Here is a 20048-nt window from a genome sequence, read left to right as displayed (position 1 = left end):
GGGCACACTCACTTTCGCTCAGGGCCCGAGACGTCAACCGTCAAGGGCGGGAAACCATTGAAGGACACCGACGAATAACTCGCGGTATAGGCGCCGGTGTCGAGGATCTGGATTCGATCACCGGCGCGCAGCGTGGTCGGCAAGGGGACCCGCGTGCGCTGATACAACACATCGTCGCCGTCGCACGTGGGTCCCGCGACCACCGCATCGCCAACCGGATCGCCGTCACGCTCGGTGACGAAACGGTAGGCGATGTACTCGTTCTCGGTCTCGGCCAAGCCGTTGTAGCGGCCGACATCGAGATACACCCAGCGTCGACCGTCCGGCGCGGTGCGCACCGCGACGACCTCGGCATGGAGCGTGCCCGCCGACCCGACCAACGCGCGGCCTGGTTCGACGACCAGTCCGGCCGCCGCGGGCAAGAATTCGACGGCGGCCCGTTCGATCACCGCCGCGATGACGGCGGGCGCGGGCGCCTCGGCATCCGCTCCCGCGTAGGGAATCGGTAAGCCACCACCCACATTCACCGACGCGACCGCGATGTCCTGCTCCGCCAGCGCGGCACAGACGCGACCGGCCTCCTCGATGCCGGTCCGCCACGCGGCGGGATCGAGTTGCTGTGAGCCGACATGGAAATACGGACCGAGCACCGTCAGCCCGAGATCTCGCGCACGCACCAGCAGCGGCGCCGTCTCCTGCGGCGCACAACCGAACTTCATCCCGAACGGCGTACGCGACTGCGCGACGGTGGCGCAGAATCGGCACTCGACGCCAACACCCGGCGCGTGCTCGGCGATGCGCAGCAGATCGTCCTCGGTATCGAAGGCGTACCCGCGCACTCCCAGCGCATAGGCACGAGCGATATCGGCCGCCTTCTTGATGGGATTGCCGTAGGACAACTTTTCGGCGGCGACCCCCTGTCGTAGACACAACTCGATCTCCCCGACGCTGGCCACATCGAATTCGGCACCCTCGTCATCGAGCACGCGAATGATCTCCGGGATCGGCGCGGCCTTGACCGCGAACCGAATTCGGGTCGCGACTCTCCCGCGCGTCGGCATCGCCGCGCCTAACGCGCGATAGTTCTCCCGCGCGTGCTGTGGGCGGACGACAAGTCGTGGTGATTCGGGCATAGCGAAACTTTCACTCGAACAGGGGAGACGACGCACAACACGTGCGCCCGAAACGGCGAATCAGCCCTCGGACACGGTGATCTCGTCGAAGACGACCTCACCGGCGGCATCGGACTCCGCGAGATCCACCACGGCGACGATCGACCAGCCATGATCACCCGAAGGATCGTCCAATACCTGGCGCACGTGCCAGAAACCTGGTCTTCGTTCCACCTGGAACAGCTGCGGCCCCCGTGCGTCCTGACCGGTGCCGATCTGCTCGTACTCGGCGAAGTACGGTGCCAGCTCCTCGGCCCAGTCCGGGCCGGGACCCAGCTCCGCCAAGGCATCCCAGCGTCGCAACGCCGCCAACTCCACGCGCCGGAACAACGCGTTGCGCACCATCACCCGGAAGGCACGCTCGTTGGCCGAGATGGGCCGGATGGTTTCCGCGCCGAACGCGAGTTGGTCCTTGTCGATCTCCGCGCCGGGCCCGGTCAGCTGCTCCCACTCGTCCAACAGGCTCGAATCCACCTGGCGGACGAGTTCTCCCAGCCACTCGGTGATGTCGTCCAGTTCCTCGGTCCGCGCGGCGTCGGGCACCGTGCGGCGCAACGCGCGGTAGGCGTCGGCCAGGTACCGCAGAACCACGCCCTCCGAGCGGGCCAGTTCATAGAAGGAGATCAGCTCCGCGAAGGTCATCGAGCGTTCGATCATGTCCCGCACCACCGCTTTCGGCGACGGCGCGAACTCCGACACCCAGGGGTGCCCGGCGCGGTAGGTCTCGAAAGCTGGCTCGATCAGCTCGGCCAGCGGCTTCGGCCAGGTGACCTCCTCGAGCAGTTCCATCCGCTCGTCGTAGTCGATGCCGTCGGCCTTCATCTCCGCGATCGCCGCGCCGCGCGCCTTGTGCTGCTGTGCCATCAGCAGCTGACGCGGATCCTCCATGGTCGATTCGATGAGCGACACCACATCGAGGGTATAGCCGGGAGACTCCTTGTCGAGCAGTTCCAGTGCGGCCAACGCGAACGGGGACAGCGGCTGATCGAGCGCGAAATCGCGCTGCAGATCCACCGTCAGCCTGGCGCGACGCCCACTGGCGTCGGGATGCTCTAGTTGCTGCACCACCCCGGCGTCGCGCAACGCTCGATAGAGCCGAATCGCGCGCAGGATGTGTTTGCGCTGCGCCGGGCGCGGCTCGTGATTGTCTTCCAGGAGGTGGCGCATCGCGTCGAAACAGTTACCCGGCCGTGCGATCACATTGAGCAGCATGGAATTGGTCACCGCGAAGCGCGACACCATCGGTTCCGGACGCGCGGCGACCAGGCGATCGAAGGTCTCCGCACTCCAGGACACGAACCCCTCGGGTGGCTTGCGGCGCTGCACCTTCCGCTGTTTTTTCGGGTCGTCACCCGCTTTGGCGAGTAGGCGAGTGTTCTCCACCTCGTGCTCGGGCGCCTGTACAACGACCGTGCCCATCGTGTCGTAGCCCGCCCGCCCCGCCCGGCCCGCGATCTGGTGGAACTCACGGGCTTTCAGCCGACGAGTGCGCACGCCGTCGTACTTGGTGAGACCGGTGAGCAGCACCGTGCGGATCGGTACATTGATGCCGACACCGAGAGTGTCGGTGCCGCACACCACCTTCAGCAGGCCGTCCTGCGCCAGGCGTTCCACCAGGCGGCGGTACTTCGGCAGCATCCCCGCGTGGTGCACGCCGATGCCGTGCCTGATCAATCGCGACAGCGTCTTGCCGAAGCCGGAGGCGAACCGGAACGCGCCGAGTGCCTCGGCGATCGCGTCCTTCTCCGCGCGGCTGGCGAAATTCACACTCGTCAGCGCCTGCGCGCGTTCCAGCGCCGCGGCCTGCGTGAAATGCACGACATAGATCGGCGCCTGGTGCGTGGTGACCAGTTCTTCCATCGTCTCGGTGATGGGTGTGCGCGCATACGAGAAATGCAGTGGCACCGGGCGTTCGGTGCCCGATACCACCGCGAGCGGTCGTCCCGTGCGGCGGCGCAGGTCCTCGGCGAAGAAGTCGACCTCGCCGAGCGTGGCCGACATCAACAGAAACTGCACACCCGGCAGCTCGATCAGCGGAACCTGCCAGGCCCAGCCCCGATCCGGGTCGGCGTAGAAGTGGAACTCATCCATCACGACCTGGCCGACATCGGCGGCCGCGCCCTCGCGCAACGCCATGTTCGCCACGATCTCCGCGGTCGCGCAGATGATCGGGGCCTCCGGATTCACCGCGGCGTCGCCGGTGACCATGCCGACGCGTTCGGCGCCGAACAACTCACACAGGGCAAAGAATTTCTCGCTGACCAGCGCCTTGATCGGCGCGGTGTAATAGGTGCGCTGGCCACGGGCCAGCGCGAACAGGTGTGCGCCGACCGCGACCAAGGATTTCCCCGAACCGGTCGGCGTCGACAGGATGACGTGGGCACCGGAGGCGAGTTCGAGCAGCGCCTCGTCCTGCGCCGGATACAACGGGGTGCCATTGGCCTGCGCCCACGCCCCGAAGGAATCGTAGAGCGCGTCGGCATCGGTCCCCGGTATCTCCAGCAGCTCGGTCAGATCCACTCGCCATACCCTACGGGTTCGGATACGGCGACCCGTTCACGGTGATCGTCGTCGGGCGAGCGGACCCCGAGCGTCGCCGGTGGCGTCAGGCGAGGCCCTTGCCGTCGCCGTCGCCCTCGTAGCCACCCTGTTCGGCGAGGAATTTCTCGAACTCGGCACCGAGTTCGTCACCGCTGGGCAGCTCGCCGTCACCGACCAGCAGACTGGACTGAGTTTCCTGCGCGGTCACGAAGCTGTCGTACTGGCGCTCGAGCGCGTGCACGACGGTCTCCACCTCCGAGTTACCCGAGATGTGCTCGTTGACCTGCTCACGCACCCGCGCGGCCGCCTCACCGAGCGCGGCCAGCGGGATGTCGAGGCCCGCGTTGTCGGCGACGTTCTCCAACAGCGTCTGCGCGGCCTCCGGGTAGGAGGTCTGCGACAGGTAGTGCGGCACGTGCACCGAGAACCCGAGCGACTCGTGACCATGCTGAGCCATCCGGTACTCCAGCAACGACGACGCACTGCCCGGCACCTGCAGCTCGCCCGGCCACCGCTGGTGCTCACCGATCAGCTCACGGTCGGAGGAGTGTGCGGTGACGCCGAGCGGGCGGGTGTGCGGGATCGCCATCGGGATCGCGCTCAGTCCGATGCTGCGGCGCACCCCGAGTTGTTCGGCGAGCAGTCGCACGGCGGTGGTGAACTTCTCCCACCGCAGGTCCGGCTCGATTCCGGACAGCAGCAGGAACGGTGTTCCCTCGGTATCGCGCAGCGCCCAGAGGTTGAGCTCCGGCTCGGCGTAATCGGCGAAGTGATCGGTCTTGAACGTCATCAGCGGACGCCGCGAGCGGTAGTCCAGCAGTTCGTCCACGTCGAACGACGCGACGAGTTCGCTCTCCAGGCTCTCGCGCAGGTGTGTCGTGGCCAGCCGCACCGCGTGTCCTGCGTCGGTGAAGCCTTCCAGTCCGTGCACCAGCACCGGTCCGAAGCCGTCGTCGGACGACAGCTGCGGAGCGGGAAACTCCAATTCGTACATTCGCGATTCGTAGTCCATCGCGTACTCCTTCCTGCGCGGTTCCCGCGTTCCTCCGCCTCGGCGAAAACCGCAGGCGCACCTCGTGACATCGGCTGACTCTGGTCGATCGACGTCGGGGTGCACCGTGATCCCCGCCGCGGTTTCACCCCGCGACGGTGGGCATCGACGTCGAACTGCCCGAGCCGGGTAGCCCTCCGAGCCGGGGCAGCCATCCGAGACGAGGGATCACGGTCCATTGTCCCCCATGCCGACGACTACTACCGCACACGGCCGGATACCGACCTCTACGTCGAGCCAACAGCGCCGAACCCGTACACATTCCCGTCCGGCGGCGTGGCAAGCCCACCGGGGCATGCGGAGTTTGGCACAGTGACCCGGTGGCTGTGGCGAATTCGACGCGTTGGCGGTTGCGACGTGTCCTGCCCGTCGTGTTCGTGCTGGTGAGCGCGGGGTGTGGTGCGAACGTCGCGGGACGGCCGGTCGCCGAGGTGACCACGGTGGGAGCGCGGCACGTGGAGGCGGAATTGTCGACGTTGCTGCCGGACCCCACGCGGTTTCCCGCCGGTTATCCCGCGGTCGTGCTGTCGCCCGAGGCCGCGGCGCAAGCGGCGGGGGACTTGACCGGGGTGGGGCAGGGCGCGACCGTGCTGCCGGGCGAATGTGCTCCCGACCACCCGCGAACCGGATCCGACCTGACCGCGGCGGCCGTGGGCACCGACGACGCGGCACGCGCCACGCTCACCGTCGAGCTGACCCGCACCGAGCAGCCGCTCACGGCGCTACGCGACAGGGTGGCGGCCTGCGCTGCGGTGCGAGTCCGTCGAGCGGGTGCGGAGACCACCGTGCGCACCGAACTCGACGCGCCACCCGTCGCGAATCTCGACGACACTGTGGCCCTGCGGCGGACGGTACTGCCCCAGGTGCACGGCACGGGGTTGACACAGTCGATGATGGTGTTCGTCGGCCAGTTCGCCGACGTACGAATCACCGTGGCGTACATGACTTTCGCCGAAACACCGCCGGACGGCGTGGCGCTGCGAGAGCTGTTCGACACTGCCGCGCGCAAGGTACGACAGTCCTGAAAGCCTGCGAATACGCGGGCCGTTCGCCCATTTGATCCACAGCGAAAAACTATCCACAGAGCAAAAGAATCCGCTGGTCGTCGTGCTTTCGGTGGCGCGCTGGGACAGCAAGATCGACCCATGACCACTCCCGCAGACCCCGACGCGTCCGCTGGGCGCTCCGGTGCCACGCCGAAGGGGCGCGCCGCACGCACTGCGCCCCGAGCCACGACACCGCGCCTCGCTACGCACCGCGACACCGGCGTCGTGGCGATGCCGCACCCCCGTGGCGCTGTTCGCTATGAGCGCAACTGTTCGTCGCCGCGCTCTGGTCGTGCGGCACGCTCAGGCGGTGCGAGCACCTTCGTCGCCGATCACACACCTACCGGCACGGAGTGCGCCGAGCCGCCACCCGAATATGGGCGCGCACGTCCGCAGCGTGCCGTCAGCGTCCATGAACCCGGCGATCTCATCGTCGCGATCCCGGCGATGCTCGGATTCGTTCCGCAACGATCGCTGGTGGTGCTCGTGCTCCGGCGAGCGCAGCAGAACGAAGCCGCGAGAGTCGATGCTGTCGTCCGATTCGATCTGGATGGGGAAGGCGGGCAACGGATTCGTGCGGGAACCCTGGCCTCGCACGTGATCCGGATCTGCGCGCAGGCCGACGCCGCCGAGGTACTGATGGTCGTCGTCGACGACCGGGCCGACGGTAGCGACCTCGCCGGCCGCGCGACGCGTGACGGCGCGGCGGGCACGCGTGGCGCCGATCGGCGATTCGCCGCCCTCGTCGCGGCGGTGGCGCGGCGGGTCGGCGCGCACGACGTGGAGCTCGGCGGCGCGTGGGCGGTCGGCGCGATCGCGCCACAGCAACGCTGGTGGAGCCTGTCGGATGCCAATCAGGGTGGGACACTGCCCGACCCGGCGACCTCGGTGGTCACGTTGTCACACGTGCTCGACGGACGGTTGATTCGAGCGTCGCGCGCGGACTTGGCCGCCATGGTGGCATGCGACGACGAGCTCGCCGCGACCATGCCCCCGCGCCTGGACCGCGCGTTCGCCGCGTCGAAACAGCGGTACACCGAGGCCGCACGTCAAGGTAACCCCGACAACCACAGCAGGCAGGCTCTCGAACATCTGCTCTGGCAGATCGCGAACGTCGAATCCGGTGTCGAGCTCATGCCGGTGGAGATCGCAGAAATAGCGGTGGCACTGCGCGATAGGTCGATCCGTGATGCCGCTTTCGGCTTGGCGATCGGCGATCACGCGGTGGCTGCCGAGCAGTTGTGGGTCGTGCTGACACGGGCGCTGCCGGGTGCTGACCGGGCCGAGGCCGCGACGCTGTTGGCCTACAGCGCCTACGTGCGCGGCGACGGTTCGCTGGCGGGTATCGCGCTGGAAGCCGCCCTGACGGCCATGGCGACGCACTCGATCGCCGTCCTTTTGGACACCTCGCTGCGCCTTGGCATGCGCCCGGACCAAATACGCCGCCTCGCGCTCAGCGGACGCCGAATCGCCGACGCCCTCGGCGTAGATCTCGGCCCGGTCGCCGGGTGACCGCGATGTTCGAGTTATCCGGCGCTGTGTGCTCGCGCACCGAGCGAGCGCAGAAAATCCCAAGCGTCCGAGACGATCTCATCGAGGTCATTGTGCTCGGGCCGCCAGCCGAGTTCGGCGATGGCCCGCTCGCTCGACGCGATCAGCGTCGCGGGATCGCCCGGCCGACGGGGCGCGTCCTGGGCGGTGATCGGCAGGCCCGTCACCCGTTCGCACGCCGAGATCACCTGGCGTACGGAGAAACCCGTTCCGCTACCCAGGTTGTAGATGCGGTGGGTCCCGGCCTCGGAGCTGCCCAGCGCGAGCAGATGCGCCTGGGCGAGGTCGCGAATGTGGATGTAGTCGCGCACCGCGGTCCCGTCCGGCGTCGGCCAGTCGGTGCCGAACACCGAAATGGCCTTGCGATGCCCCGCGGCAACCTGCAGGACCAGCGGAATGAGGTGTGTCTCCACCACACGATTCTCACCGAGGCCGCCGTAGGCGCCGGCGACGTTGAAGTAGCGAAGGCTGGTGGCCGCCAAGCCATGCGCGATCGCGTAGGAGCTGATCGCGTGATCGATGGCCAATTTCGACGCGCCGTACGGGTTGGTCGGCTGCGCAGGAGCCTGCTCGGTGATCGGGACCTGTTGCGGCTCGCCGTATACCGCGGCGGTCGAGGAGAACACCAGTCGTGGCGTTCCGGTCTCGCGCATCGCCTCCAGCAGCTGGAAGGTCTTCACCACATTGCCGCGCCAGTACTTCTCCGGCTGTTCCACCGATTCGCCGACCAACGACTGCGCGGCGAAATGCAGCACGCCGTCGAAACTCTCGGACCCGAGCAGACGAGCGGCGGTGTCGGCGACGTCACCTTCGACGAACCGCGCCTCGGCCGGAACGCCGTCCGCGTTGCCGGTCGAGAGATCATCCACGACAACGACGTCGTGACCTGCCTCGAGCAGCACCTGCGCGCAGACACCACCGACATATCCGGCGCCACCGGTGACAAGGAGTTTCACAGATCAGACCAGCTTCACTTGGATCGCGTGCGACATTTCATCGGACAATTCGAACCCGCTGTGGCCAGGCATGGTGATGACCACCGAACCCGGCCGCGCCTCGACCGTGACGCGTGCGTCGGGAACGACACCGGCCTCACGCAATTGGCTGATCACATCGGGGTCGGTCTGGATGTGTTCGGCGAGCCTGCGCACGACGACGGCGTGGACTTGATTGGTCGGCAGATCCGACAGGCGGATCAGCTTCTCGTCCGCGGCGGAGATGGGCACGATGCCGAGCTCGTCCAGGCCGGGAATCGGGTTGCCGTACGGCGAGGTGGTCGGGTGGTTGAGCACCTCGACCAGGCGCCGCTCGACGTCCTCGCTCATCACGTGCTCCCAGCGGCACGCCTCCGCGTGCACGTTCTGCCAGTCCAGGCCGATCACGTCGACCAGCAGGCGTTCGGCCAAACGGTGTTTGCGCATGACCGCGACCGCCATGCCTCGGCCCTTCTCGGTGAGCTCGAGGTGGCGATCACCCGCCACCAACAGCAGGCCGTCTCGTTCCATCCGCGCTACGGTCTGGCTCACCGTCGGCCCACTCTGTTCGAGGCGCTCGGCGATGCGGGCGCGCAGGGGAACGACGCCCTCTTCCTCGAGGTCGTAAATGGTACGGAGGTACATCTCCGTGGTGTCGACCAGATCTTTCACCTGTTAACCCCTTCGTCTGCACGAATTCTACCCGCGCACCATGGCATGACCGTCTGCCGGATCGCGTCATTCGGCGTGGCGCGCGACACCCTCGGTCGCGCTGCGGAGAACCTGTCGGCGCCCGGCGGGTCGCCGTCGCCATACTCACTTGCATTTCTACTGCATGAGAACGTTCACCAGGGTCGCATGCTTCCCGCTAGCGTGGCGAGTATGGCCTCCGCAGTGCCCAGCGATCCGCTGAACGAACCCGACGAGCCGCGCGACGCGACCGTCGTCTGGTCCGACCGGTTCCTCGAGTACACCTGGACGCCACAGCACCCGATGCAACCGGCGCGGCTGAAGTTCACCATGGCGTTGGCGGAAAGTCTCGGATTGCTCGACGGTGTCGAGACGCTGCGACCCGCTACTGCGGCGATGCCCGATCTCCTGCGCGTCCACACCGGTGACTACATCGAGGCGGTTCGTGCCGCCCGCCCGCCCGCCGAGCCACTCGCGGTGGCGCCCTACGGGCTCGGCTCGACCGACAACCCGGTCTTTCCTCGGATGCACGAGGCCGCCTCGGTGATCGTCGGCGGTACCCTCGCCGCGGCGCGCGCCATCGCCGAAGGGCGGACGAGACGAGCGGTGAGCATCGGTGGCGGGATGCACCACGCGATGGCGGCCAGCGCCTCGGGCTTCTGCGTCTACAACGATGTGGCGGTGGCGATCTCCTGGCTGCTCGACCACGGCTTCGACCGGATCGCCTACCTCGATGTCGATGTGCACCACGGCGACGGCGTGCAACGCGCTTTCTACGGTGACCCGAGAGTGCTCACGGTGTCGATGCACCAGCACCCCGCGGCGCTGTGGCCGAATACCGGGTGGCCGGAGGAAATCGGCGCGGGTGCGGGGGAGGGCACCGCGATCAACCTGCCGGTCATGCCGGGCACCCGAGACGCACAGTGGTTGCGCGGTTTTCACGCGGTCGCGCCCAGCGCGGTCGCGGCGTTTCGGCCGCAGATCGTCGTCAGCCAATGCGGCGTGGATACGCACAGAGAAGATCCGTTGGCCGATCTCGAACTCACCGTGGACGGTCAGCGCGCCGCCTTTCTGGCGATGCGCGAGCTCGCCGACCGGTACGCCGAGGGGCGCTGGCTCGCGGTCGGTGGCGGGGGTTATGGACTGGTACGGGTCGTGCCGAGGGCATGGACCCACCTGCTCGGCATCGCCCTCGATCGGCCGATTTCGCCGCAGACGCCGATCCCACAGGACTGGATAGACCGGGTGAAATCCGAAGCACCACGGTCGATTCCGCCGACCGTCATGGGCGACGGTGGGGATACCGCCTATCGAAGGTGGGGTGGCCCCGGCGGTACCGAAGAAACCGGTGACGAGCGCGTCGACCGCGCCCAACGGGCGACCGACATGGCCGTACTCGCCACCCGCAGAGCAACATTCGGACTGCTCGGCCTGGATCCGGAGGACCCGCGTGACTGAGCCCATCGATACCCCGAATACTCCGGCGGTCCCGCCCCCGCCGCCGCAGCACTGGTTCGCCGATGTGCTCGCCTCCGACGGTGGCGTGGTACGGCTGCGCCCGATCGCGCCCGCGGACGCCGACCGCCTCCAGGAATTCCATGCCGGGCTCTCCGACCGCAGCCGCTACCTGCGGTACTTCGGCCCCTACCCGAAGATCTCACCGAAAGACCTGTACCGCACCACCCACGTCGATTACCGCGATCGGGTCGGTTTGCTGCTCGAACTCGGCGGCGCCATCGTCGCGGTCGGACGCTATGAACTTCTCGACCGCACCGACCGGCGTGCCGCGGAGGTCGCCTTCGTGGTCGCCGACGGACACCAGGGCCGTGGACTCGGTTCGGTCCTGCTCGAACACCTGGCCGGCGCCGCCGCGGAGAACCGGATCGAGACGTTCGTGGCGGAGGTCCTCGCCGAGAACACCGTCATGGTCACCGTGTTCCGGGACGCGGGATACCAGGTCGAGCGCAGCAGAGACGGATCGGTGCTGCACCTGGAATTCGCCATCGACCCCACCGAAGCACTGTTGTCGGTGCGTGATTCACGTGAGCGCGCCTCGGAAGCGCGCAGTGTGGGCAACCTGCTCGCGCCGAGGTCGGTTGCGGTCATCGGTGCGACCCCGAGTGCGGGGCGAGTCGGCGGTGCGGTGCTCAACAACCTGCTGTCCGGGGTGTTTCAGGGGCCGGTATTTCCGGTGAATCCGAATCGGCGAGCGGTGCGCGGTGTGCGCGCGTACGCGACCGTGCGCGAGATACCGGACGAGGTGGATCTCGCGGTGGTCGCTGTCCCTCCGGTGGAGATCGCGTCGGTGCTCGACGATTGCATGGCCAAAGGCGTCAAGGGTCTGGTGGTGCTCACCGCCGGATTCGACGAGGGCGCGACGGGTGGTGGTGCGGCCGAACGAGAACTGGTCGAGGCGGCGCGCGGACATGGCATGCGCGTGGTCGGCCCGAGTGCGCTCGGCATCGCGAACACCGATCGGAACGTCGCGCTGAATGCCACGCTGGCCTCGATACTGCCCGGCCGCGGTCGGATCGGATTCTTCTGTCAGTCCGGTCCACTCGGTGCGGCCATTCTCGGCGAGGCCGCCGCGCGCAATCTCGGTTTGTCGACCTTCGTCTCGGCAGGCACCCGTGCCGATGTGTCCGGTAACGACCTGCTGCAATATTGGGACAGTGACCAGGACACCGACGTAATCCTGCTGTATCTGGAGAGTTTCGGTAATCCGCGCAAGTTCTCCCGCATCGCGCGCCGGGTGGCACGAACCAAGCCGATCGTCGCCGTGAGCAGCGGCAGATTCGCCGCACGCACCGTGCCCGTCGGCGACATGGACCGTTCGATCGTGCGCGACCTGTTCGCGCAGGCCGGAATCGTGCAGGTCGACTCGATCTCGGAGATGTTCGATTGCGCCGCGCTGCTGGGATATCAGCCGTTGCCACGCGGCTCGCGGCTCGCGGTTGTCGGCAACAGCGCCGCGCTGAACTGGCTGGCCGTCGACGCGGCACGCGGTGAGGGGCTCGAAATCGCGCAGCCGGTGAATCTCGGGCCGGAGGCGACGCCGGGCGCCTACCTCGACGCGGTGGTCGCGGCGCTGCGTTCGAGTGAGACCGATTCGGTGATCGTGGTTTTCGCGCCGCCGGTGCCCTTGCCGTCCGCCGGGTTCGCCGACGCCATCCGCGCGGCGGTGGCCGCCGTGCCCGAGGCCGACAAGCCGATCCTGACCACGTTCGTCGCCGAACAGGGAATTCCGAATCTGCTCGCCGAGCGTGGCGAGGGCGCCGCTGCCGTGCGCGGCTCGATCCCCTCCTACCCCGACCCGGAACGAGCCGCCCGCGCACTGGCGCTGGTGGGCAGATACGCGCAGTGGCGTACCAGGCCGGTGTCGTCGGTGCGGCGCCCCGACGGTATCGATGCCGAACGGGCACGGGGGCTGGTGACGCACTGGATGGCCGCCTCGGGCGGTCGCTGGCTCACCGACCTGGAAGTGGTGGATCTGCTGTCCTGTTACGGCATTTCGGTGGTCGAGTTCCGTGCGGTGCACAACGCCGAGGAAGCGGTCGAGGCGGCCGAAGAACTCGGGTATCCGGTGGCGGCGAAGGCGACCGGCGAAATCTGGCGCCGCAGAGCCGATCTCACCGGCGTCCGCCTCGACCTGTGGCGGCCGGAGGCGGTGCGCCAGGGCTATCGAGACCTGGCGGCGGTGTCGGGTGATCCGGTGTTGCACATTCAGAAGATGGCGACCAAAGGGGTCGGGTGTGTGCTTCGAGTACAGGACGATCCATCGTTCGGGTCGGTCATCGAGTTCGGTCTTTCCGGTCTGATCATCGAAATGCTCGGTGACCGCGCCTATCGCGCGCTCCCGCTCACCACCGACGAATCGACCGCCCTCATCGACGCTCCCCGCGCCTCGCCCCTGCTGTCGGGAACCCCGGCGAGCCCCAGAGTCGACAAGGCCGCGCTGGCCGAACTCGCGCAACGCATTTCGGCGCTCTTCGACGACCTACCGGAAATGCGCGAACTGTCCTTCGACCCGGTGCTCGCGTCACCGGATTCGGCGGAAATCCTCTACGCCAGAGGACGAATCGGCCCGGAGCCCAGCCGCTTCGACACCGGCCCCCGCCGATTGGCCTGAGTGCCGTGCGCGCTCGACCGTACCCAGCCTGGCCGCCGGTCGTCGGAGATGTCCCGGTGACCAGGCAACAGCTCGACAGAGTGGAAGACGAACGACCCTTATCTATTCGGCGGAACCCTCGCGATCACCCTGATTCGGAAGTCGAAGCGCCGCAGCGCCTCTGGAGGCTGTCGCCGTGGCTGGGCCTCGTCGCCCGGTGGCGACTCATGCGTATTCCGACCACCCCGTCCCGCGTCGGGCTGAACGTGATCCGTTCGAGAGGGCGACGGGAGCCATTCCGTGAGCAGGACGACCGCAGTGGCGATCTCGGTGGTCGTTCGGTCATCGGTCGCTATCCGGTGCACCCAGGATGGCGAACAGCCCTCGAGGCGACGTGCCATCGCGGCACTGCGCTCCAGAGGGATGTCTAGCTCCGAGCCGATCTCGCGTTGACCGATACGCCGGTGAGCGGTCGCGTCCGTGCGGGTCAAAAGCACGCCCGTGCCGTTGGGGTGATCACCCATCGCCTCCGTCGACTGGTCGATCACCTCGGCCGATACGCTGGCGGTATCGGTGTAGACCAGCCGTTGGTATCCGAGCGCGCGGTAGTTGGCCCCCATGGCAGCGAGATTTCGTTCGGCAAGCCTGTGCTCCCAGGGAGTCGGGTAAGCCATATCGAAAGTCACCCTCGATCAGGCAGTGCCACACCGCGGCAGCCGACAGCATGGCGTGGATCTCGTTGCCGAGACTGCTCTTCCCCCACGCCGGACCTTCCGCCGATGAACAGGGCCGCAGTGACCACGTGCATGATCGTCGTCCCATCGCCGCCTGTCGGATCGTGGAATCCCTTGCGCCCATACGGATCACCCATACACGGCGCTGATAGAACGCTCTGATACACCGCTGGACCGGCTAGTGTTCTCGCGCACATCGCGGGGCATACGCCTGGGGAAGACGGTGTCGACAGCGCGTTCGGTGATGACTGAACCAGTTGGCGCGGCCGCATCGGTGGCGGACATGCGCGAAACCGGTGTTCCTGAGATCCACTCGGTGTAGTGCGCAAATGCGCGGTGGGCACCTATCGCGGGATTGTGAGTATCGCTGTGGCCGTGCTCATTGCGCTCACATCGGAGCGGTTTGCCGGGCCTTGATCGCGGTGAGTGGCGTTCATCCGATCCGAACCCCCTCGACGCGGATCGCGACCCGGCGTCTTGTCTATCGCCCCCACCCGTGCCGATCGTTCGACGGCACGGGTCCTGGTTGGTTCTGTGAGTCTGCTCAGCTGGCGTAGGCGCGAAGGCGGTCGGCCCGCTCACCCTTGCGCAGCTTCGACATGACCTCACGCTCGATCTGGCGCACCCGCTCGCGTGAGAGGCCGAACAGCTTGCCGATCTGGTCGAGGGTGCGTGGCTGACCGTCGTCCAGCCCGAAGCGCAACCGGATGACCTGCTGTTCGCGCTCGTCCAGGGTGGCGAGCACGCTGCGCACGTCGTGGTGCAGCAATCCGGCGATGACGGCGGACTCGGCGGAGGTGGCCTCGGAATCCTCGATGAAATCACCGAGCGGGGCCTCTTCGTCGTTGCCGACCGGCATGTCCAGGCTTACCGGGTCGCGGCTGTGGTCGAGCAGATCGGAGATCTTCTCGACCGGGATACCCGATTCCCTGGCCAGTTCGTCGTCGGTGGCTTCCCTGCCGAGCTGCTGATGCAGTTCTCGCTTGATCCGTGCCAGCTTGTTGACCTGTTCGACCAGGTGCACTGGCAGCCGAATGGTGCGGCTCTGATCGGCCATGCCACGGGTGATCGCCTGCCGGATCCACCAGGTCGCGTAGGTGGAGAACTTGAAGCCCTTGGCGTAGTCGAACTTCTCCATCGCGCGAATCAGGCCGAGGTTGCCCTCCTGGATGAGGTCCAGCAGCGGCATGCCGCGGCCGGTGTAGCGCTTGGCGAGCGAGACCACGAGGCGGAGGTTGGCCTCCAGTAGGTGTGCGCGGGCGGCTTGTCCCTCGCGGACGACGACGGCCAGGTCGCGCTTGCGGTTGGCCGAGAGTCGTTTGCCGGTGGCCAGCAGGTTCTGGGCGTAGAGGCCCGCCTCGATGCGCTTGGCGAGCTCGACCTCGTCGGCGGCCGTGAGCAGCGCCGTACGGCCGATTCCGTTCAGGTACACGCGTACCAGGTCGGCAGCTGGGCTCTGGGCGTCGAGGTCCTCGCTGGTGCGCACGCGAGTGGTGGCGGGGCTTGTCATGACTTGCCTCCTGTCGGTGGTGTCTCACTCCGAACAACGGACCCGACAAGGAGAAAGTTCCCCGCTGCGGCTCCGATAAACCGTTCTGAGCTGCGGTTTTCAGGGTTCTCGTCTGAGAAGTTCCTGAGAAGCAGACCCGATAACGGCCGTAGTGTCCGATGTCCGTACCGACCTGTGGGCGCGTGCTCGATGGGATTACACGGGGCGAATCAGTCCGTGGCGGACCAATCCGGCGACCACCGACCGTGCTTCGGCCGCGAATTCACTGGTCACCCCGGCATTTCCATGCGCAATCGCCAACAGCTCGATCAGTTCGTACAACGGGAGCCCCTCGGCTCGCATTCCCGCCAGAAGTGCGATGGTTGTCTCGTCCACTTCGTGTTGCCAGCGCGGTCCGTCACCGCGATGCACCCGCGCGACCCGCTGCTCCCAGCCTTCCGCACCGGGCAGAGACACCCGCTCCAACGCGGTCGCCTGGTCGACGACGAACCGCGAAGACCACAGCCGGCTCTCGTCGGCGGCCACTTCGCGCAACCACGCCGACCGCTCGAAATAGGCGCTCGCCTCGGCGCCGAGCGGATCGTCGAAGCCGTGGGTGAGATCCTCGGCCAGCACCTCGGTGGGTCCGTCGATCGCGCGCAGGTACACGAAGCCGAAGCCGATGCCTTCCACCTCCGCGTCGCTGAGCGCGCGTAACCATTGCTCGGCGCGCTCCTGTGCGTCGCGGTCACGCGGATCGAGCCCGGCGTCGCGCAACCAGGTGCCCACATACAACGCGGGATCGGCGACATCGCGTTGCACCACCCAGGCATCGACGCCGTGCGCGGGCAACCAGGACGACACCCGGTGGCGCCAATCCTCGCCGTCGACGTGCACCCAGGCCGCGAGCATCGCCGCGGTGCCGCCCGGTGCGAGCAGATCGGGAGCCCCGGAAATCACGAGTTCGCTCGCACCGTCGAGGGCCAGCCCGGAATCCCGATAGGTGTGTTCGATCCGCGCTGGTCCGACCACGAACGGCGGATTGGCGACGACCTGGTCGAATCGTCGGCCCGCGACCGGCTCGAACCACGAACCCTCGTGCAGTGCCAACTCGATACCGTTGAGTGCGGCGGTCGCCTCGGCCAGCCACAGCGCGCGGGCGCTCACATCGGTTCCGGTGACCTGTTCGGCGTAGGACGCGGCATGGACTGCCTGGATTCCGCAGCCGGTGCCGAGATCGAGCACCGAACCCACCGCGCGTGTCGGTGTCGCCCGCAGCAGCGACAACGAGGCATGGCCGACGCCGAGCACGTGGTCTTCGCTCAAGACTCGACGGTGCATCGAATCGTCGAGATCCGACAGAATCCAGCGGGTACCGCATCCCGCGTCCACCGGCCGCAGGTCGAGGGCCGCACGCACCTCGTCGCCGTCGCGTTCGAGCAGCCCGGCGACGACGGCCCGATCGACCGACACCGGGGCCAACGCCGCGGCGACCTCGCGTTCGGGCAGTGCGTCACCCAGCAACAGCAGCCGTACCAGCGTGCCCAGTTCACCCCCGGCCCGCGCGGCCCTGCGCACCGGAACCGGTTCGGAGCGACCGAGGGCGGCGTGGACCTCGTCGCCGAGCAGGGCCAACAACGTATCGGCGTCGTAGCCGACCCGCGTCAGCGCCGAGCGCAGATCGGGGCACAGCGCGACCAGCGGCGACGCGGAACCGTCGCGCGTCATACCGCCGCGGTTCGTGGGACGAGCGGACGCGTCGGCGTGGGGGACATGGGTCTCGGGCACATCGGTACTCTGCCATCACCGGTTTCGTGGACCGTCACGAGTTCGGTGTTCCCGTCGCGGGTATGCCGCGCATTCAGGAGCAGTCACGACGCCCGAGCGGGTAGGGGCGCACACCGGGCGTCCGTGGGTGCTGATTTCCGTTGCCACCACACCTCTGAACCCGCCGTCGGTCGGCCGCAGCCGGTGGGCTGCGCGCGTACCGAACGCGAAGGTGACAATCGGCAGTGCGTATGCCTACCGGGATCTCGCGTCGGGCGATCATCCGACGCGATGAATTTTCTGGCGGCCCAGCAGGTTCCATCGAATACGACCGCGCCATGACATCGTCGGCCGCAGGATGTCCGCACGGATGTGCGGGGAGAGGCCACAGAAGGCCGTCGCCACGGCGCGACCAGGGCGGCCCATGGCCGCACGGGGTCGCTGTGTGCGGGGAGGGGCCACAGAAGGCCGTGGCCACGGCCTTCGCGTGAACGGTACGGCGAATTCTCGATATCGGCGCTGAAGACAACATCACCGCGCAGCGCCGACCCCGTTGATCTGGCGTTGGTCGTGCTCGCGTGCCAGCAACGTCCGGTGCGGCACGGTCGTGTCATCCGCACTCGGATCGCCAACGTGCGGGTCGGCCGTGGTCGCCTCAGCCGTCGAACGGTTCGCACGCGCACAGGCAATAGCGCTCACCCGTGGGGTCGGCCATGACGATCCAGTGCTCGAAGCGTTCGATCACCTTCGCGCCCAAGGCGACGTGCCAATCGGCGGTGGCTTCGGTATCCACGCAGGAGATGTCGAGGTGGGCGCCGGCGGGGCGGTCGCTGTCGAGGCGTTGCAGCAAGAGGCGCAGCGGTAGCTCACCGGTGGTGCGCAGGTTGAGGTACTCCGGCCTACTGCCGGGCTCGCGCCGCCAACCGGTGAATTCCGCCCAGAAGCGCGTTTCGGTGTCGTAGTCGGCGGGGCCGATATCGAGACAGACCTGATCCAGACGTGAGAGCGAACCGTTCGGCGCGCGTACCGGCGGTGTCGGTGTGTATTCGCGTTCGCTGTCGCGGGTCAGCGCAGGACCATCCCGCGGGGCGAGTGCAACACCGTGTGGTCTGGACGCTCGGCGAGCACCGTCGCGCCGAGTTCGACGGCACGATCGACGGCGGCACCGACCTCGAGGACGGCGAGGTCGAGACGCACGCCCACGCCTCGAGCGGTGGTCCGCAATCGCACGCTCGGCGTCGCCTGCGCGTCCATCGTGGTCTCCGAATCGGGTAGCAGGGTGACGAATTCGCCGGTGTCGCTGCGGTGTCTGACGATCTCGGTGTCGGTCACCGTCGCCCAGAACTGTGCTGAGGCGGTGAAATGCGCTGCCTGCCGGTCCAATAACGCCCAGATCCAGCGAATCATGTTCTCTCCTGTCGAGTTTCCAGCGACGTCACCCCCAGCATGCGCCTCGGGGTCGCCCCGCCGGGTCGGCTGGCGTGATCTTGTCGATTTCTGGCGCTTGTATCACTCGTGCGCCCACCGGCATTTCGGGCATGCTCAGTCGGTGACCGAACTTCCTACCGCTGCGGATACGTCGACGCACGCCGATCGGCCGAGGCGGTCGATGCCGCACCCGGCCTGGATCGTGGCGTCGGTCGCGTTCGTCGCATTACTCGGCGCGGCGGCGTTCCGTTCGGTGCCCAGCGTCCTGATGGACCCGTTGCACGACGAATTCGGCTGGTCGCACGGCACCATCGGCACTGCGGTGTCGTTGAATCTGCTGCTCTACGGCCTGATTTCGCCGTTCGCGGCGGCATTGATGGACCGGTTCGGTATCCGCAGGGTGGTGTCGTGCGCGCTGGTGCTCGTCGCCGCGGGCAGCGGGCTGACCGTGTTCATGACCCAGCCGTGGCAGCTGGTGGCGACCTGGGGGCTGCTGGTCGGGGTCGGTGTCGGGTCGATGTCGATGCCGTTCGTCGCGACGATCACCGGACGCTGGTTCGTCCGCCACCGCGGGTTGGTCACCGGTGTGCTCACCGCGGCGGGCGCCACCGGGCAGTTGGTCTTCTTGCCCCTGGTGTCGGCATTGGCGCACGCGCACGGTTGGCGGCTGCCAGCGCTGCTCGTCGCCGGGATCGCGTTGGCTGTCGTCCCGTTGGTGCTGTTGTTCATTCGCGACTATCCCAGCGACCTGGGCGTCCCCGCCTATGGCGCCGAGCAGGGCAGTAGCGCGGGGCAGCGGGTCGCGGCGGGCGCGGGCGCGGCCCGTGCGGTGCGCGTGCTGTTCACCATCGCGCGGACATCGGGATTCTGGTTGTTGGCCGGCGGATTCGCGATCTGCGGCGCCTCGACCAACGGACTGGTCAACACACACTTCGTCAGCGCGGCGCACGACCACGGCATGCCACCGAACACCGCGGCGGGCCTGTTGGCGCTCGTCGGGGTCTTCGATGTGGTGGGCACCATCGCCTCCGGGTGGCTCACCGACCGCTTCGATCCGCGTTACCTACTCGTCGGCTACTACAGCTTGCGCGGGCTGTCGCTGCTGATCCTGCCGTCGCTGCTCGGCCCGCACACCGAGTGCGAGCATGTGGATGTTCATCGTCTTCTACGGTTTGGATTGGATCGCGACCGTGCCACCGACGGTCGCGTTGTGCCGGGAGCTGTTCGGCGAGGACAGTGCCGTGGCGTTCGGGTGGGTCTTCGCGTCGCATCAGGTGGGTGCGGCGGCCGCCGCGACGGGCGCGGGCATCATCCGCGACCTTCAGGGCACCTATGACCCGGCGTGGTATTTGGCGGGTGTGCTCTGCGCGAGCGCCGCGCTCATGTCGTTGGTCATTCGGCGCAGGCCGGCGCCCGTGGACAGCACGGTGTGATCCGAACCTCGCTGGTCGCGCTCAGCCGTAGACAAGGCTCAGCTGTTGCTCGAGCTCAGCCGTC

At 67.6% G+C, this 20048-nt stretch carries 13 protein-coding genes and 1 pseudogene; 5 read left to right on the top strand and 9 right to left on the bottom strand.

Going from position 1 to position 20048, the window contains the following annotated elements:
- Window positions 1-8 precede the first annotated feature (8 nt).
- The 3 genes from ABEA50_RS15835 to ABEA50_RS15825 form a co-directional block, all read right to left on the bottom strand.
- A complete protein-coding gene (locus ABEA50_RS15835; RefSeq protein WP_345496138.1) occupies window positions 9-1133 on the bottom strand; it encodes a type III PLP-dependent enzyme in 1125 nt (374 codons plus the stop codon).
- A gap of 60 nt (window positions 1134-1193) precedes the next feature.
- Window positions 1194-3692, bottom strand: a complete 2499-nt coding sequence (locus ABEA50_RS15830; protein ID WP_345496137.1) for a DEAD/DEAH box helicase — start codon at window positions 3690-3692, stop codon at window positions 1194-1196.
- Between the two features lie 85 nt (window positions 3693-3777).
- On the bottom strand, window positions 3778-4725 hold the full coding sequence (locus ABEA50_RS15825; RefSeq protein ID WP_345496136.1) for a PAC2 family protein: 948 nt from the start codon (window positions 4723-4725) through the stop codon (window positions 3778-3780).
- A gap of 359 nt (window positions 4726-5084) precedes the next feature.
- Here ABEA50_RS15825 and ABEA50_RS15820 point away from each other — a divergent pair, with 359 nt between their 5' ends.
- Both ABEA50_RS15820 and ABEA50_RS15815 read left to right on the top strand, forming a co-directional pair.
- Window positions 5085-5789, top strand: a complete 705-nt coding sequence (locus ABEA50_RS15820; protein WP_345496135.1) for a sensor domain-containing protein — start codon at window positions 5085-5087, stop codon at window positions 5787-5789.
- A 120-nt stretch (window positions 5790-5909) separates the two neighbouring features.
- On the top strand, window positions 5910-7322 hold the full coding sequence (locus tag ABEA50_RS15815; protein WP_345496133.1) for a DUF4192 domain-containing protein: 1413 nt from the start codon (window positions 5910-5912) through the stop codon (window positions 7320-7322).
- A gap of 14 nt (window positions 7323-7336) precedes the next feature.
- Here the strand turns inward: ABEA50_RS15815 and galE are convergent, their stop codons facing one another.
- Together galE and ABEA50_RS15805 are read right to left on the bottom strand one after the other, a co-directional pair.
- Window positions 7337-8317, bottom strand: a complete 981-nt coding sequence (gene galE, locus ABEA50_RS15810; RefSeq protein ID WP_345496131.1) for a UDP-glucose 4-epimerase GalE — start codon at window positions 8315-8317, stop codon at window positions 7337-7339.
- Between the two features lie 3 nt (window positions 8318-8320).
- Entirely contained in the window at window positions 8321-9007 is a 687-nt protein-coding gene (locus tag ABEA50_RS15805; protein WP_345496130.1) for a metal-dependent transcriptional regulator, read from the bottom strand.
- Window positions 9008-9217: 210 nt separating this feature from the next.
- Here ABEA50_RS15805 and ABEA50_RS15800 point away from each other — a divergent pair, with 210 nt between their 5' ends.
- Together ABEA50_RS15800 and ABEA50_RS15795 are read left to right on the top strand one after the other, a co-directional pair.
- Window positions 9218-10483, top strand: a complete 1266-nt coding sequence (locus ABEA50_RS15800) for an acetoin utilization protein AcuC (RefSeq protein WP_345496128.1) — start codon at window positions 9218-9220, stop codon at window positions 10481-10483.
- Complete coding sequence (locus tag ABEA50_RS15795) at window positions 10476-13154, top strand: bifunctional acetate--CoA ligase family protein/GNAT family N-acetyltransferase (RefSeq protein ID WP_345496127.1); 2679 nt, start codon at window positions 10476-10478, stop codon at window positions 13152-13154. Before ABEA50_RS15800 ends, ABEA50_RS15795 begins: the two co-directional genes overlap by 8 nt.
- 1257 nt (window positions 13155-14411) lie before the next feature.
- Here ABEA50_RS15795 and ABEA50_RS15790 read toward each other — a convergent pair.
- The 4 genes from ABEA50_RS15790 to ABEA50_RS15775 form a co-directional block, all read right to left on the bottom strand.
- Window positions 14412-15377 carry a sigma-70 family RNA polymerase sigma factor gene (locus ABEA50_RS15790; RefSeq protein WP_345496126.1) on the bottom strand — a complete coding sequence of 322 codons (966 nt, stop codon included), beginning with the start codon at window positions 15375-15377 and terminating at the stop codon, window positions 14412-14414.
- Between the two features lie 195 nt (window positions 15378-15572).
- Window positions 15573-17084, bottom strand: coding sequence for a DUF7782 domain-containing protein (locus tag ABEA50_RS15785; RefSeq protein WP_345496589.1), 1512 nt, complete (start codon window positions 17082-17084; stop codon window positions 15573-15575).
- 694 nt (window positions 17085-17778) lie between these two features.
- Complete coding sequence (locus ABEA50_RS15780; RefSeq protein WP_345496588.1) at window positions 17779-18120, bottom strand: VOC family protein; 342 nt, start codon at window positions 18118-18120, stop codon at window positions 17779-17781.
- A gap of 68 nt (window positions 18121-18188) precedes the next feature.
- The gene (locus ABEA50_RS15775; RefSeq protein WP_345496125.1) at window positions 18189-18530 is read right to left on the bottom strand and encodes a VOC family protein; all 342 of its coding nucleotides are present in this window, start codon (window positions 18528-18530) and stop codon (window positions 18189-18191) included.
- A 202-nt stretch (window positions 18531-18732) separates the two neighbouring features.
- On the opposite strand from ABEA50_RS15775, the pseudogene ABEA50_RS15770 reads away from it, so the two are divergent.
- A pseudogene (locus ABEA50_RS15770) lies at window positions 18733-19984 on the top strand (MFS transporter).
- The last annotated feature ends 64 nt before the right edge of the window (window positions 19985-20048 follow it).

The organism is Nocardia callitridis, assembly GCF_039543305.1.
GTDB lineage: Bacteria > Actinomycetota > Actinomycetes > Mycobacteriales > Mycobacteriaceae > Nocardia > Nocardia callitridis.
This window is presented reverse-complemented; position numbering and strand designations above follow the sequence as displayed.

Coding starts and splice junctions, on each gene's coding strand:
- ABEA50_RS15835 (WP_345496138.1), bottom strand. CDS start 1,133: ATGCCCGAATCACCACGACTTGTCGTCCGCCCACAGCACGCGCGGGAG.
- ABEA50_RS15825 (WP_345496136.1), bottom strand. CDS start 4,725: ATGGACTACGAATCGCGAATGTACGAATTGGAGTTTCCCGCTCCGCAG.
- ABEA50_RS15775 (WP_345496125.1), bottom strand. CDS start 18,530: ATGATTCGCTGGATCTGGGCGTTATTGGACCGGCAGGCAGCGCATTTC.
- ABEA50_RS15785 (WP_345496589.1), bottom strand. CDS start 17,084: ATGACGCGCGACGGTTCCGCGTCGCCGCTGGTCGCGCTGTGCCCCGAT.
- ABEA50_RS15790 (WP_345496126.1), bottom strand. CDS start 15,377: ATGACAAGCCCCGCCACCACTCGCGTGCGCACCAGCGAGGACCTCGAC.
- ABEA50_RS15815 (WP_345496133.1), top strand. CDS start 5,910: ATGACCACTCCCGCAGACCCCGACGCGTCCGCTGGGCGCTCCGGTGCC.
- ABEA50_RS15800 (WP_345496128.1), top strand. CDS start 9,218: ATGGCCTCCGCAGTGCCCAGCGATCCGCTGAACGAACCCGACGAGCCG.